The organism is Pseudomonas sediminis, from assembly GCF_002741105.1.
GTDB classification, from domain to species: Bacteria; Pseudomonadota; Gammaproteobacteria; order Pseudomonadales; family Pseudomonadaceae; genus Aquipseudomonas; species Aquipseudomonas sediminis.
Genome location: NZ_NIQU01000007.1, coordinates 91,295 through 106,151 on the forward strand (window position 1 = coordinate 91,295; position 14,857 = coordinate 106,151).

Sequence of the window (14,857 nt, forward strand, 5' to 3'; positions counted from 1 at the left end):
GCGGTTGGCCGTGCCTCTCTGCTGGAGGCTAGGTTCTGTACGAAAAGTGCCTGCGCTCGGTGATGCTTCGTTAAAAATGGGTTCGGAATGCTCATTTACAGCTCGTAAACTCCGCTTCCTCACCCGTTTTTGCCTCGCCTGACCTTCGCTCGACGACTTTTCGTACAGAACCGGGCATGTCGGCATCCTGCACCCGGCGTTGCTTCGGATAAATTCGAAGTGTTCTACTCCAACATCGACAGTCATCAATGTATGGAGCCCACATGCTCAGCCAATTGCGCGACCTTGATCTGCAACTGCTGCGCCTGTTCGTCACCGTGGTGGAAAGCGGCGGCTTCAGCGCCGCGCAGGGTGAGCTGGGCATCGGCCAGTCGACCATCAGCACACAGATGGCAAAGCTGGAAACCCGCCTGGGCTTTCGCCTGTGCGAGCGCGGCAAGGCCGGCTTTCGCCTGACACCCAAGGGCGAGCAGGTGCTGGCAGCCACACGCAAGCTGTTCGCCGCCATCGAGACCTTCAAGGGCGAAGCCCAGGGCATGGCCGACAAGCTGCTCGGCGAGCTGCGCATCGGTCTATCGGAGGCGCTATCGGACGAGGTGATCGAGCGTATCGGCAAGGCCGTCGGACGTTTTCGCCAGCGCAACCAGGCGGTGCAGATCGAACTGCTCAGCGCCATGCCCGCCGAGCTGGAGCGACGCCTGCTGCAGGATCAACTGCAACTGGCCATCGGCTATTTTTCCGGCAGCCAGACGGCGCTGGATTACCAACCACTGTTCGAGGAGCGCCAGCGCCTGTACTGCAGCAGCCAACATCCGCTGTTCGCGCGTGAAACGCTGAGCGCCGACGACCTGCAGGACTGCGACCGGGTTATGCATCCCTATCGCTTCATCGCCGCCGACGAGCCCTGGCAGGGCGGTACCAGCAGCGCCCGTTGCGAGCAGGTCGAGGGCAGCCTGGCATTCATCCTCTCCGGCGCGCACCTGGGCTATCTGCCCGAGCACATCGCCCAGCCTTGGGTAAACCGCGGCGGGCTGCGCGCGCTGCCCGGCACCTGGGATTTCACCGTGCAGTTTCGCCTGGCCAGTCACCGTGGCCATCCGCCCAGCGAGGCGCAGAAGGCCTTCAGCGAAGATCTACTGGCTGCATTCAGCACCTGCTGAAACATCCGGGGTCTATAGTGGTTGTTCCTTCCTCACCACACCTTCTGGAGTACACATGAGCAAGACCTACAACGTCGCCGTACTGGTCGGTAGCCTGCGCAAGGCCTCCATCAACCGCAAACTGGCCCTGGCGCTGGCCGACCTGGCACCCGCCTCGCTGAACTTGGAAATCCTCGAGATCGGTGACCTGCCCCTGTACAACGAAGACGCCGACGGTGACAGCGCTCCGGCCTCCTACGCGCCGTTCCGCAGCAAGCTCAAGGCGGCCGACGCGGTGCTGTTCATCACCCCCGAGTACAACCGCTCGATCCCCGGCGCGATGAAGAACGCCATCGACGTAGGCTCGCGCCCTTATGGCCAGAGCGGCTTCAGCGGCAAGCCGGGCGCCGTGCTCAGCGCCTCGCCCGGTGCTATCGGCGGCTTCGGCGCCAACCACCATCTGCGCCAGTGCCTGGTGTTCCTCGACGTGCACGTGTTGCAACAGCCGGAAGCCTATCTTGGCGGCGCTGGCAACTTCTTCGACGAGAACGACGTACTCAGCGACGGCATCAAGCCGTTCCTGCAGAAGTTCATCGACGCCTATGCCGCCTGGGTGGCCAAGCAGGCCTGATACCTCGCGCCGCCCACTGGGCGGCGCTCCACTGTACCGATATGCCTTCATTTGCGGCCTGAATGACACTGGCAACTAGACCGACCGGTCTACATAATCCAGGCCATGACCAAGACCACTCGCGACAAACTGATCGATACCATGATCGACGCCCTGCAACGCAAGGGCCTGCATGGTATCGGCCTGACCGAGCTGCTGGCCGCCGCAGCAGCGCCCAAGGGCAGCCTCTACCACCATTTCCCAGGCGGCAAGACCGAGCTGGCCGTAGCCGCCATCGAGCGTGTCGGTCAGCGCGCCGAGCAGGCGTTCGCTGCGCTCTTCGAGCGTCAGTCCGATCCACTCGATGCGTTGACCACCTGGCTGCAGGGCGCGCTTGGCCACTTGCAGGAAAGCGCCTTCGAGCGCGGCTGCCCACTGGCCGCCGTCGCCCTGGAGAGCGGCCCGGACGATCATGAAATTCGTGCAGCCCTGGCCAATGCCTTCACCGCCATTCGCCAGGCCCTGCAACAGCAGTTGCAACATCATGGTTACCCACAACCGGAAGGGCTTGCGGCCTTGTTCGTCGCGCTCTACGAAGGCGGTTTGCTACAAGCCCGCGTCGCTGGCAGCAGCGAGCCGCTGAAACAGGCCGTCGCCACTCTGCTCCACCTGGCCCGCCAGCACCGCACGGAGTACCCGCCAGCATGACTAACGCCATTAGCAGCGAAACCCTACCCCTGCTCGCCCTCGACGACTATCAGCTGGCCGCCACGCGCTACCACGCCGAGCGCCCCCAGGCGCAGTTGCTGATCGCCGGCGCCACCGGGGTGCCACAAGGTTTCTATCGGCGATTCGCCGAACACGCCGCCAGCCGTGGTTTCAATACCATGACCCTGGACTACCGCGGCATCGGCCAATCCAAGCCAGACAGCCTGCGCGGCTTCGAGATGGAGTATCTGGACTGGGCGAACCTCGATCTGGCCGCCGCGGTGGATCAACATCGGCACGCCGAGCGCCCGCTGTTCATGATCGGCCACTCCTTCGGCGGCCATGCCTTCGGCCTGCTGCCCAATCATGATCAGGTCGCCGGCTTCTACACCTTCGGCACCGGCGCCGGCTGGCACGGCTGGATGCCCAGGGCCGAGCAAGTGCGCGTGCTGGCCATGTGGCGGGTGATCGGCCCGCTGATGACCCGCTACAAGGGCTATCTGGCCTGGAGCAAGCTGGGCATGGGCGAGGATCTGCCACTGGGCGTCTATCGCCAGTGGAAACGCTGGTGCCGCTTCCCCCGCTACTTCTTCGACGACCCACAGATGCTGGGACTGGCCGAGCGCTTCGCCCAGGTGAACACGCCGATGGTGGCGCTCAACAGCCTGGACGACCTGTGGGCTCCCCCTGCCTCACGCGATGCCTTCATGGCGGCGTACGTCAACGCGCCCTACCAGGCGCGCACGCTCGACTCACAGGCGGAAGGCCTGGGCACCATTGGTCATATGGGGTATTTCCGCCCGGCGGCGCAGCGTCTCTGGGACGAAACCCTGGATTGGTTCGAGCAATTGCGCATCGAACAACGCGCGGCGTAAGCAGGCTGCTGAAAATTTCTAGGCCAGAAAAAAAGAAAACCCCGCGATAGCGGGGCCTTGCAGACTGTTGTCCTGACATCCTTGATCTGCTCACCATCCTGGCGGCTGTCCAGCGTGTCCCTGTTTGTCTAGGCGCTTCCTGCGCTGAATCCATGTGTGGCAGAGTACGCCCGTACCTGATCAATCAACAGTGGCGATAATCGGCACATCGTGTAAGCCATGGCTTACACGAAACCGCTTCCTGTCAGCCATCTCGCTTCGCCCCGACCCTCCCGTGTTGGCAGAACGCATTTGCCATGTTTTTTGTGACGTACGTCTTGCTAGACTGCAGTTTGTCCTACAAAAACAACAGACCCCGACAACGGTGGTCACAGGGGCTCGAGTATGCGCGCAGTCACCTTGCTTCTTGGTTGCCTGGCAACCGGCATCAGCACCTTCTCCCTGGCCAGTGGCCAGACTCGACTGGACGATGCCAAACAGGCCATCGATCAGGCGTTCTGGCAGGAGCTCTACGGCAGTGGCGGCACCACGCTCTTCTGCGGTCAGACCTTCGCCCGCGAAAGCGGCACCCTGACTGCCAGCCCGATCTACAGCAGCAAGCAGCTCAAGAGCGCGATGCGCTGCGTCACCGACCGCCAATGCACCATCATGAACCCGCGCTATCCGTACATCGTCGCCGACCTGCACAACTACTACCCAGCGCTGACCCGCGTCGAGCTGGTGCGGCGCAACGCCCAGTTCGCCGAACTGGCCGATGACGTGCCGAGCAAATTCGCCGACATCGGCTGCGACCTGAAAACCAGCTTCCAACTGGTGGAGCCGCGGGACGAAGCCAAGGGCAATATCGCCCGCGCGATCTTCTACATGCATGTCGAGTACGGCCTGCCCATCGTCGGCCTGGTGCCGATGTACAAGGCCTGGCACCGCATGGACCCGCCGGATGCCGAGGAGAAGGCGCGCAACGACAAGATCGAGGTACTGCAGGGCACGCGCAATCGCTTTATCGACGATCCGTCGCTGGTGGATCAGCTGATCAGCGACTGACTTCGATCACTGTTGGAGGGGCTTTAGCAGCGACGAAACCACTGCGGATCGCCGGCAAGCCGGCTCCTGCGGTTGGTGGACAGCCTACGCTCTGCGCTTGTGCAGCGAGCGCAGCTTGTAGCGGTCACCGGGATGAATCAGTCGTGCGTAGCTGATCAGGTGATCGTCCGACCAGGTACGGCGGATAACGCTCAGACAGGGCATTGCCGGGTCGATCTGCAGCAATTCGGCCGTGCGCTCATCCACCAGCACCGCTTCGACCACATGCTCGACATCCGAGATCGGGCAACTGGCGACCAGCACCTCGTTGGGCGTCACCTGGGTGAAGTCGCTTTGCAGGTAATGCGGCACCCAGCGCGGGTTGACGAAACGATCCTCGAGTTGGATCGGCAGGCCATCCTGCAAGTGCACGAGGATGCTGTGAAAGACCTCCCCACCCAGGCGCAGCCCCAGACGCAGGGCCACCTCGTCATCGGCGGCGATGGCTTCGCAGCGCACCACTTCGTTGCTGTATTCGTGACCGCGACCGCGCACTTCACTGGCGATGTTCATCACCTCGTGCAGCGGCGACTCGGCCTTGCGGTCGGTGACGAAGGTACCGAGCCCGGCCTGACGCACCAGATAGCCCTTTTGCACCAGGTTCTGGATCGCCTTGTTGGCGGTCATGCGGCTGACGGAGAAATCCCGCGCCAGTTGCTCCTCGGGCGGGATCTGGTGATTGACCGGATAGGCGCCGCCGTGAATGCGCTCGAGGAGGAAATCCTCGATGGCCTTGTAGCGCGGGGTGGGACTGGTCACGGCTGCTCCTTGGGTATGCCCGGTGCGCGGATGATAGCGGAGCTTGCGCCACGCTCCCACTTGCGGGAGCGGGCGCAAGCCAGGCGCATCAGCCTACCGACGGCAACATGCCGGCCGGCAGCAGCGGCGTCAGCACGCGCTCGGCGAGCAACGCGTCAGCGGCGGCGATGTCCGGAGCGAAGAAGCGGTCCTCGACGTAGTACGGTACCTTGGCGCGCAGCGCCTGGCGCGCCTGTTCCAGCGCCGGCGTGCTCTTCAGGCCTTCACGGAAGTCCAGGCCCTGGCAGGCGCCCAGCCATTCCACGGCCAGCACGCCGCGGGTGTTGGCAGCCATGTCCCATAGGCGTTTGCCGGCAGCCGGGGCCATGGACACGTGGTCTTCCTGGTTGGCCGACGTCGGCAGGCTGTCGACGCTGTGCGGATGCGCCAGGGCCTTGTTCTCGCTGGCCAATGCCGCAGCAGTAACCTGAGCGATCATGAAGCCGGAGTTCACCCCGCCATTGGCCACCAAAAACGGCGGTAGCTGCGACATGTGCTTGTCCATCATCAGCGAGATACGGCGCTCGGACAGCGCGCCGATCTCGGCGATGGCCAGGGCGATATTGTCGGCGGCCATGGCCACCGGCTCGGCGTGGAAGTTGCCACCGGAAATCACCTCGCCTTCGGCGGCGAATACCAGCGGGTTGTCCGACACCGCGTTGGCCTCCACGGCCAGCACCTCGGCGGCCTGACGCAGTTGGGTCAGGCAGGCGCCCATGACCTGTGGCTGGCAGCGCAGCGAGTACGGGTCCTGCACCTTGTCGCAGGCGGCGTGGGAACGGCCGATCTCGCTGCTGTCGCCGAGCAGATGACGGAAGGCTGCCGCCGCGTCGATCTGCCCGCGCTGGCCGCGTGCGGCATGGATGCGCGCATCGAAGGGCGAACGCGAACCCAGCAGCGCCTCGACGCTGAGCGCGCCACAAACGCTGGCGGCGGCGTACAGGTCTTCGGCCTCGAACAGACCGCGCAGGGCGTAGGCGGTGGACACCTGGGTGCCGTTGAGCAGGGCCAGTCCTTCCTTGGCGGCCAGGGTCATCGGCTCCAGGCCGGCGATGGCCAGCGCCTCGCTGGCCGGCAGCCATTGGCCCTTGTGGCGCGCCTGGCTTTCGCCGAGCAATACCAGCGACATATGGGCCAGCGGCGCCAGGTCACCGGAGGCGCCGACCGAGCCTTTCAGCGGGATATGCGGATAGACCTCGGCGTTGACCAGAGCGATCAGCGCCTCGATCACCTGACGGCGGATGCCGGAGAAGCCACGCGCCAGGCTGTTGATCTTCAGCAGCATGATCAGGCGCACCATGGCATCGCTCAGCGGCTCGCCGATGCCGGCGGCGTGCGACAGCACCAGCGAGCGCTGCAGCTTTTCCAGGTCGTCGTTGGCGATGCGGGTCGAGGCCAGCAGGCCGAAACCGGTGTTGATGCCGTAGGCGGTGCGGCCCTCGGCGATGATCTGGTTGACGCAGGCGACACTGGCGTCGATGACCTGGTGGGCGCTGGCGTCCAGGGTCAGGTGCACGGGAGCCTGGTAGGCGGCGCGCAGATCGGCCAGGGTCAGTTGGCCGGGTTTCAGGTTCAGGGTGGTCATGTTCTGTTCTTCCACGATGTGAGTTCGCGCCTGGCGAATCAGAGCCGGATAATGGCTGAAGTCGCGATACGTGCAGTAATTGATGCGCCGGCCCATCGGGCCGGCGCCGAACGTGTCTTAACCGATCATCGGCAGGTTCAAGCCCTGCTCCTTGGCGCAATCGATGGCGATCTGGTAACCGGCATCGGCATGACGCATCACGCCGGTGCCCGGGTCGTTGGTCAGCACGCGGGCAATGCGCGCGGCAGCTTCGTCGGTGCCATCACAGACGATGACCATACCCGAATGCTGGGAGAAGCCCATGCCCACACCGCCGCCGTGGTGCAGCGAGACCCAGGTGGCGCCGCTAGCAGTGTTGAGCAGGGCGTTGAGCAGCGGCCAGTCGGACACGGCATCGGAGCCGTCCTGCATGGCCTCGGTCTCGCGGTTGGGGCTGGACACCGAGCCGCTGTCCAGGTGGTCGCGGCCGATGACGATGGGCGCACTCAGCTCACCCGAACGCACCATCTCGTTGAAGGCCAGGCCGAGCTTGGCGCGCTGGCCCAGGCCGACCCAGCAGATACGCGCCGGCAGGCCTTGGAAGGCGATGCGCTCGCGGGCCATGTCCAGCCAGCGGTGCAGGTGGGCGTCGTCCGGGATCAGTTCTTTGACCTTGGCGTCGGTCTTGTAGATATCCTCGGGGTTGCCGGACAGCGCCGCCCAGCGGAACGGGCCAATGCCACGGCAGAACAGCGGGCGGATGTAGGCCGGGACGAAACCGGGGAAATCGAAGGCATTGCTCACGCCTTCTTCCTTGGCCATCTGGCGGATGTTGTTGCCGTAGTCGAAGGTCGGCACGCCCATCTTCTGGAAGTCGAGCATGGCCTGCACGTGCACGGCCATGGACTGCTTGGCGGCCTTGACCACGCCAGCCGGGTCGGTGGCTGCACGATCCTTGTACTCGGCCCAGCTCCAGCCGATCGGCAGGTAGCCATTGAGGGGGTCGTGGGCGCTGGTCTGGTCGGTGACCATATCCGGGCGTACGCCACGGCGTACCAACTCCGGCAGGATCTCGGCGGCATTGCCCAGCAGGGCGACGGAGATAGCCTTGCCTTCGGCGCAGTACTTGGCGATGCGCGCCAGGGCATCGTCCAGATCAGTGGCCTGCTCGTCGACGTAACGGCTGCGCAGGCGGAAATCGATGCTGCTCTGCTGGCATTCGATGTTCAGCGAGCAGGCGCCGGCCAGGGTGGCGGCTAGCGGCTGGGCACCGCCCATGCCACCCAGGCCTGCGGTCAGCACCCAGCGGCCCTTGAGGTTGCCTGCGTAGTGCTGGCGACCGGCTTCGACGAAGGTCTCGTAGGTGCCCTGGACGATGCCCTGGCTGCCGATGTAGATCCACGAACCGGCGGTCATCTGGCCGTACATGGCCAGGCCCTTGGCATCCAGCTCGTTGAAGTGTTCCCAGCTCGCCCAGTGCGGTACCAGGTTGGAGTTGGCGATCAGCACACGCGGGGCGTTGCTATGGGTCTTGAACACGCCGACCGGCTTGCCGGACTGCACCAGCAGGGTCTCGTCGTCGTTCAGGTTGGTCAGGCTCTCGACGATCTTGTCATAGCACTCCCAGTTGCGCGCAGCGCGGCCGATGCCGCCATACACCACCAGCTCCTTGGGGTTCTCGGCCACGTCCGGGTCGAGGTTGTTCATCAGCATGCGCAGCGGCGCTTCGGTCAGCCAGCTCTTGGCGGTGAGCGTGGTGCCGCGCGGGGCGCGGATTTCGGTGTCGCGGAACTTGGTCATGTTGCGGGCTCCTGTGGGAACGGGTCAGTGGTGGGCGGTCAGAGCCAACCCAGAAATTGGGCGAGGTAGGCCAGCGGAATGGCCAGCAGCAGGCTGAGCAGGGTGCGCTGCAGCCAGATCAGCAGCAGGTGGCCCAGGCTCAGCGGAATTCGCGTGGCCAGCACGCAGGGAATCGAGGCGGAGAGAAACAGCACGCTGCTGACCGAAACGATGGCGGTGACGAACCTCACCAGCACGTCGGCATCCTTTAGCAGCATCGCCGGCAGGAACATCTCGGCCAGCCCGGCGGACATGGCGCGGGCCACCTGCATGGGTTCTTCCAGGCCGAACAGCCAGGTCAGCGGGTAGAGCAGCACGCCGAGGGCGTCGAACAGCGGGGTGTACTTGGCGGCGAGCAAGCCGAGCAGGCCGACGGCGAGAATGCTCGGCAGGATGGCGGCGGTCATGCGCAGGCCATCGACGAAGGTTTCGCGCAGCGCCGAGCCCAGCGAGGGCGCCACGCTGGCCTGCTGCATGCCGGCACGCCAGGCGCTGCCCAGGCGGCTTTCACCGGGTTGCAGCTGCGCCTCGGGCGTGGATTCGGACGGCAGCCGCGACAGCGGATAGATGCGCGCGCTGATCGCGGTGACGGCGAAGGTCACCGCCATGGCGCCCCAGAAATACAGGTTCCACTGGCCCATCAGGCCCAGGGTCTTGGCGATGATCACCATGAACGGCGCCGACACGGTGGAGAAACCGGTGGCGATGATCGCCGCCTCGCGCACGCTGTAATGGCCTTGCTGGTACATGCGGTCGGTGATCAGCAGGCCCACCGAGTAGCTGCCGACGAAAGACGCTACGGCATCGATGGCCGACTTGCCCGGCGTGCGCCAGATCGGCCGCATCACCGGCTGCATCAGCACGCCGATCAGCTCCAGCAGGCCGAAGCCGATCAGAAACACCAAGGCCAGCGAGCCCAGCGGCACGATCAGCGCCAGGCTGAGCACCAGCTTCTCGAACAGAAACGGCAGCATGTCCGGCTGGTACAGCGCCTGCGGGCCGAGCTGCAGCAGGTAGGCGGCGCCGATCAGCAGGCCGAACACCTTGAGCACGCTGAATACCGTGTGGGTCAGGCTGCGCCGCCAACTGCCATCGAGCCAGGGCGCGACAGCGCCGTAGAGTATGAACAGCAGCGCCACGCCGATCACCAGCGGCCGCGCGTGCAGTTGCAGGGCGCTGGCGGCGTGGTCGAGGAGGATGGTCGAGCGCCCTGCGATCTCGAACGGCACGAAGAACAGCAGCAGGCCGATCAGGCTGTAGCCCAGCAGACGCGCCAGCGCGCGCGGGCGCGATACGCCGCCGCTCAAGGACAGGGATTCAGACATGACGCGGCTCCTGGCCACGGCGGGCGGTGATGAACATCGGTGTTTCCTCGTGATTGTTGTTGTGCGGGAAAGCGTCGGGCGTTCGGCTCAGAGGCTGAGCAGATGGATCAGCCGCGCCGCCACCTTGGCGGTGCGGTTGTCGATGTCGTATTCGGGGTTGATCTCGGCCAGGTCGGCCAGGCGCAGCTTGCCGCTGGCCTTGAGCCGTTCGAGCAGCGGCTCCAGCAGTTCCAGGCGCACGCCACGGGCGGCCGGGGCGCTGACGCCCGGCGCTTCGCAGGCCGGCAGCACGTCGATGTCGATGGTCAGGTAAAGCGCATCGCACTCGGCGGCGAAGGCGTCCAGCTCGGCGCCGATGGCATCGAGGGTCGACTCGCGAATCTCATGATCCTCGCGCACCAGCACGTTCAGCTCGGTGGCGCGGGCAAACAGCGCACGGGTGTTGCTGGCGCGGCTGACACCGAGGCAGGCGTAGCGGAACGGCCAGCCACGGGCGGCGCACTGCTCGGCGATCTGCGCGAAGGGCGTGCCGGAGGAATGCACATGGGCCGGGTCGCGCAGGTCGAAATGGGCGTCGAAATTGACGATGCCAATACGTGGGGCAGCTTGGCCGCTCAGGTGCTCGGCCAGGCCAGACCAGCTACCGAAGGCCACTTCATGCCCACCACCGATCACCAGCGGCAGATGGCCAGCGTCCAACAGCGCGCAGACGTTATGGCCCAGGCGAGCCTGGGCGGCTTCCAGATCGCCGTCCTCGCAGGTCACGTCACCGGCGTCATAGGCCGGCGCCTGGCGATGCCAGGCCAGGTTGGCCAGGGCCTTGCGCACGCTCTGCGGCGCAGCGGTGGCGCCGACGCGGCCATGGTTGCGGCGCACACCTTCGTCGCAGGCGAAGCCGAGCAGGGCCAGGCCCGGCTGGCTGTTTTCTGCCAGCGCCTGGATGCGCTGGTGCCAGCGCGCGCTATCGGTTTCCGGATCGGTACGGCCGCTCCAGGCGGCCATCGAGTGACGATCAGCGTGCATAGGTAATGGCTCCATTGAACACGCGCTGGCGCAGACGCCCGGCCTGCACCGCGTAGGCCAGTTCGGCCGGTTGCTGGATATCCCACAGGCACAGATCCGCTGGCGCGCCGACAGCAATGCGGCCGAGATCTGGCAGGCCGAGGGCTCGGGCGCCGTGGGCAGTCATGCCGGCCAGGGCTTCGCGCGGGGTCAGGCGAAACAACGTGCAGGCCAGGTTGGCCATCAGCGTCGGCATGCAGATCGGTGAAGTGCCGGGATTAGCGTCGCTGGCCACCGCCATCGGCACGCCGTACTGGCGCAGCAACTCAATGGGCGGCAGCTGGGTTTCGCGCAGCACGTGGAAGGCGCCAGGCAGCAACACGGCAACGGTGCCGGCTTCGGCCATGGCGCGCACGCCGGGCTCATCCAGGTATTCGATATGGTCGGCAGACAGCGCGCCGTAGCGTGCGGCCAGGGCACTGCCGCCCAGGTTGGACAGTTGCTCGGCATGGGCCTTGATCGCCAGGCCGTGGGCCTGGGCTGCCTGGTAGATGCGCTCGCACTGCGCCGGGGAAAAGCCGATGCCTTCGCAGAACACGTCCACCGCATCGGCCAGCCCTTCACGGGCAGCAGCCGGGATCATCTCGTCGCAGACCTGGCTGACATAGTCGTCGGCGCGGCCGGCATATTCCGGCGGAAGAGCGTGGGCACCCAGCAGCGTGGTGAGAACCCGTACCGGGCGCAGTTCGCCGAGACGACGGGCCACGCGCAGCATCTTCAACTCGTCGGCAACGGTCAGCCCGTAGCCGGACTTGATCTCTAGCGTGGTCACGCCATCGGCCAACAGCGCATCGAGACGCGGCAGGCTGGCAGCGATCAGCTCGTCTTCGCCGGCAGCCCGGGTAGCGCGCACGCTGCTGAGAATGCCGCCACCGTTGCGGGCGATGGTTTCGTAGCTGACGCCTTCCAGGCGCTGCTCGAATTCACCGGCACGATCACCGGCGTACACCAGATGGGTGTGGCAATCGACCAGACCGGGTGTCATCACGCCGCCACGCCCAGCTTCGACTGCGCCTTGCGCCAGCGTCTCGTCAAAGGTGCGCGACGGCCACAGGCCGGCGATGCAACCGTCCTCGACCAGCAGGTTCATCGCCTCGTCCAACTGCGCCAGGCCATCGAAGACCTGCACATCGCGCCAGAGCTGTTTCGAGGTGGAATGCATCGGCATGGGATTCTCCCGGCTTGTTTTGTATATACAATATGAGTGGATTCAATCGGCGTCAAGCCAGCACAATCCGCTTAAGTCCTTGATCATGGGCGTTAGAGAAGCGCTTCATGTCTATGCAAATAGCTCATGAGCCAGCTAAATGCCTCTATTCATAGACTCCATCATCAGCTGCTTGATCAAAGTCGTTCGTCGCCTTAGCCATTATGTATATACATTTTGAGACCTCATGCCTTTCACCCTGCTCGATCCCACAACGGCCCTCGCCATGCCCTGGAAGAACGGCGGCGGTACGACACTGCAGCTGGCCATCTCGCCAGCGGGCGCGGGCCTGGAAGATTTCGCCTGGCGCATCAGCAGTGCTCAGGTGGCGGCGGACGGTGCCTTTTCCAGCTTCCCTGGCATCGACCGCAGCCTGGCCGTGCTCGCCGGCAATGGCTTGCGCCTGCAACGCGAGGACGGCCATGTCGAGACGCTGCATAGCGCTGGCGCCATAGCGGCTTTTGCAGGCGAAGAGGCAATCGACGCGCAATTGCTGGACGGCCCGATCACCGACCTCAATCTGATGACCCGACGAGGCCTCTGGACGCATCAGGTGCAGTTGCTGAAATGGCAGGGAACCCGAAGGCTGGAGAACGATGCGGCGGTGATGCTGCTGTGGAATGGGGGCCAGACCGCAGTCGACGTGAATGCTGGCGGGGCGATGCACCCGCTAACGGCGGGCAATGGCCTGCTGATCGAGAACGAACCCGGCCAATTACACCTGCACGCACACCGCCCCGCCCTGCTCTACGTGGCCTGGCTGAACCCGTGCGCACACTGAAATAAAAAGCCCCGGCGCGCGGGCCGGGGCTCATTTGTGCGCACCACACTGAATCAGAACTGCGCAGCGTCCAGCAGGTACAGCGATTCGCTACCTGCCTTGACCGATGCGCTCAGCGAGTGAATGCGCGGCAGCAGGCGGGCGAAGTAGAAGCGCGCAGTGCCCAGCTTGCTGGCGTAGAACTCGTCCTGCCCTTCCTTGCCGATCGCAGCCCGTGCCATCAATGCCCACATGTAGGCATAGGCGGTGTAGCCGAACACGTGCAGATACTCGACCGAAGCAGCGCCGATTTCGTTGGGGTTGCTCTTGGCACGGTCCAGCACCCAGGCGGTCAGCTCATCGAGGTTCTGCACGGCAGCCGCCAGCGGCTTGGTGAACTCGGCGAGGTTGGCGTCAGCGGAGGCGACGAAGCCCTTGATCTCGTCGGCCAGGTGCTTGTAGAAGCTGCCGCCGCTGCCAACGATCTTGCGCCCCATCAGGTCCAGCGACTGGATGCCGTTGGTGCCTTCGTAGATCTGGGTGATGCGGCAGTCGCGCACCAGCTGCTCCTGGCCCCACTCGCGAATGAAACCGTGGCCGCCGAAGATCTGCTGACCATGCACGGTGGTTTCCAGCGCCATGTCGGTGAGGAAGGCCTTGGCCACCGGCGTCAGTAGCGCCACCAGCTCGTCGGCGCGCTGGGCGGTGGCCTTGTCCTCGCTGTATTTGGCGGTGTCGAGCTGCATGGCAACGTAGCTGGAGAAGGCGCGACCGCCCTCGTTCAGCGCTTTCATGGTCAGCAGCATGCGACGCACGTCCGGATGCACGATGATCGGGTCGGCGGCTTTGTCCTTGGCCACCGGGCCGGTCGGCGCGCGGCTCTGAATACGCTCGCGGGCGTACTCGATGGCGCTCTGGTAGCTGCGCTCGCCCAGGGCCAGACCCTGGATACCAACGCCCAGGCGCTCGTAGTTCATCATGGTGAACATGGCATTGAGGCCCTTGTTCACTTCACCGACCAGGTAACCGGTGGCACCGTCGAAGTTCATCACGCAGGTGGCCGAGGCCTTGATGCCCATCTTGTGCTCGATGGAGCCGCAACCCAGCGAGTTGTTCTCTCCAAGGGAGCCGTCGGCATTGACCATCACCTTGGGCACGATGAACAGCGAGATGCCTTTCGGGCCAGCCGGTGCGTCCGGCAGCTTGGCCAGCACCAGATGGATGATGTTTTCGGTCAGGTCGTGCTCGCCACCAGTGATGAAGATCTTGGTACCGCTGATCTTGTAACTGCCATCCGCCTGGGGCTCGGCCTTGGTGCGGATGATGCCCAGGTCGGTACCGGCATGCGGCTCGGTCAGGCACATGGAACCGGCCCAGACGCCGGCGTACATGTTCGGCAGGTACTGCGCCTTCAGCTCTTCGCTGGCGTGGTTGAGGATCGACAGGCAGGCGCCGGCGGTCAGCATCGGGTACAGGCCGAAGGACAGGTTGGCCGAGTTGACCATTTCCTCGACCTGGGCGCCGATCACCTTGGGCATGCCCATGCCGCCGAACTCCGGCGAGCCGCCAACACCGACCCAGCCACCCTCGGCGTAGGTCTGGTAGGCCTCGGGGAAACCGGCAGGGGTTTTCACCGCGCCGTTGTCCCAGGAGCAGCCTTCTTCGTCACCGCTGCGGTTCAGCGGGGCAATGCTGCCCGCCGTGACCTTGCCAGCTTCTTCCAGGATGGCGCTGGCGGTCTCGGCATCGACCACCTCGGCCAGGGCCGGCAGCTCGGCCCAGAGCTTGGAGACTTCGAATACTTCATTGAGCACGAAGCGCATGTCGCGCAGGGGGGCTTTGTAATCGGCCATGACACATCCTCGAAAACGGACTTACGTGAGAGGA

Annotated in this window: 13 protein-coding genes; 6 read left to right on the forward strand and 7 right to left on the reverse strand. The window is 64.9% G+C overall.

The genetic code is table 11. The annotated features are described in order from the left end of the window. Positions 1-263: 263 nt before the first annotated feature. The 5 genes from CDO35_RS16990 (at position 264) to CDO35_RS17010 (ending at position 4,376) form a co-directional block, all read left to right on the forward strand. Entirely contained in the window at positions 264-1,160 is an 897-nt protein-coding gene (locus CDO35_RS16990; protein WP_099525864.1) for a LysR family transcriptional regulator, read from the forward strand. 55 nt (positions 1,161-1,215) lie between these two features. Continuing rightward, positions 1,216-1,770: an NADPH-dependent FMN reductase gene (locus CDO35_RS16995; protein ID WP_099525865.1), complete on the forward strand. Its 555-nt coding sequence runs from the start codon at positions 1,216-1,218 to the stop codon at positions 1,768-1,770. 105 nt (positions 1,771-1,875) lie between these two features. Beyond that, the gene (locus tag CDO35_RS17000) at positions 1,876-2,457 is read left to right on the forward strand and encodes a TetR/AcrR family transcriptional regulator (protein ID WP_099525866.1); all 582 of its coding nucleotides are present in this window, start codon (positions 1,876-1,878) and stop codon (positions 2,455-2,457) included. Further along, entirely contained in the window at positions 2,454-3,332 is an 879-nt protein-coding gene (locus CDO35_RS17005; RefSeq protein ID WP_099525867.1) for an alpha/beta hydrolase family protein, read from the forward strand. The genes CDO35_RS17000 and CDO35_RS17005 overlap by 4 nt, the downstream gene beginning before the upstream one ends. A gap of 384 nt (positions 3,333-3,716) precedes the next feature. Next, positions 3,717-4,376 (forward strand): endonuclease, encoded by a 660-nt coding sequence (locus CDO35_RS17010; protein ID WP_099525868.1) that lies wholly within the window; start codon positions 3,717-3,719, stop codon positions 4,374-4,376. Positions 4,377-4,460: 84 nt separating this feature from the next. Here the strand turns inward: CDO35_RS17010 and hutC are convergent, their stop codons facing one another. From hutC to hutI, 6 genes are all read right to left on the reverse strand, one after another. Further along, positions 4,461-5,174: a histidine utilization repressor gene (hutC, locus tag CDO35_RS17015; RefSeq protein WP_099525869.1), complete on the reverse strand. Its 714-nt coding sequence runs from the start codon at positions 5,172-5,174 to the stop codon at positions 4,461-4,463. A gap of 88 nt (positions 5,175-5,262) precedes the next feature. Continuing rightward, positions 5,263-6,798: a histidine ammonia-lyase gene (gene hutH, locus CDO35_RS17020; protein ID WP_099526052.1), complete on the reverse strand. Its 1,536-nt coding sequence runs from the start codon at positions 6,796-6,798 to the stop codon at positions 5,263-5,265. Positions 6,799-6,915: 117 nt separating this feature from the next. After that, positions 6,916-8,577, reverse strand: a complete 1,662-nt coding sequence (gene hutU, locus CDO35_RS17025; protein ID WP_074939898.1) for a urocanate hydratase — start codon at positions 8,575-8,577, stop codon at positions 6,916-6,918. A 38-nt stretch (positions 8,578-8,615) separates the two neighbouring features. Next, positions 8,616-9,941 carry a YjiH family protein gene (locus CDO35_RS17030; RefSeq protein ID WP_099525870.1) on the reverse strand — a complete coding sequence of 442 codons (1,326 nt, stop codon included), beginning with the start codon at positions 9,939-9,941 and terminating at the stop codon, positions 8,616-8,618. An 87-nt stretch (positions 9,942-10,028) separates the two neighbouring features. Next, entirely contained in the window at positions 10,029-10,964 is a 936-nt protein-coding gene (gene hutG, locus CDO35_RS17035) for a formimidoylglutamase (RefSeq protein WP_099525871.1), read from the reverse strand. After that, entirely contained in the window at positions 10,954-12,171 is a 1,218-nt protein-coding gene (gene hutI / locus CDO35_RS17040) for an imidazolonepropionase (protein WP_099525872.1), read from the reverse strand. The genes hutG and hutI overlap by 11 nt, the downstream gene beginning before the upstream one ends. A 226-nt stretch (positions 12,172-12,397) precedes the next feature. On the opposite strand from hutI, the gene CDO35_RS17045 reads away from it, so the two are divergent. Continuing rightward, positions 12,398-12,991 (forward strand): HutD/Ves family protein, encoded by a 594-nt coding sequence (locus CDO35_RS17045; protein ID WP_099525873.1) that lies wholly within the window; start codon positions 12,398-12,400, stop codon positions 12,989-12,991. Positions 12,992-13,044: 53 nt separating this feature from the next. On the opposite strand, the gene CDO35_RS17050 is transcribed toward CDO35_RS17045, so the two are convergent. After that, complete coding sequence (locus tag CDO35_RS17050; protein WP_099525874.1) at positions 13,045-14,823, reverse strand: acyl-CoA dehydrogenase C-terminal domain-containing protein; 1,779 nt, start codon at positions 14,821-14,823, stop codon at positions 13,045-13,047. Between the last annotated feature and the right edge of the window lie 34 nt (positions 14,824-14,857).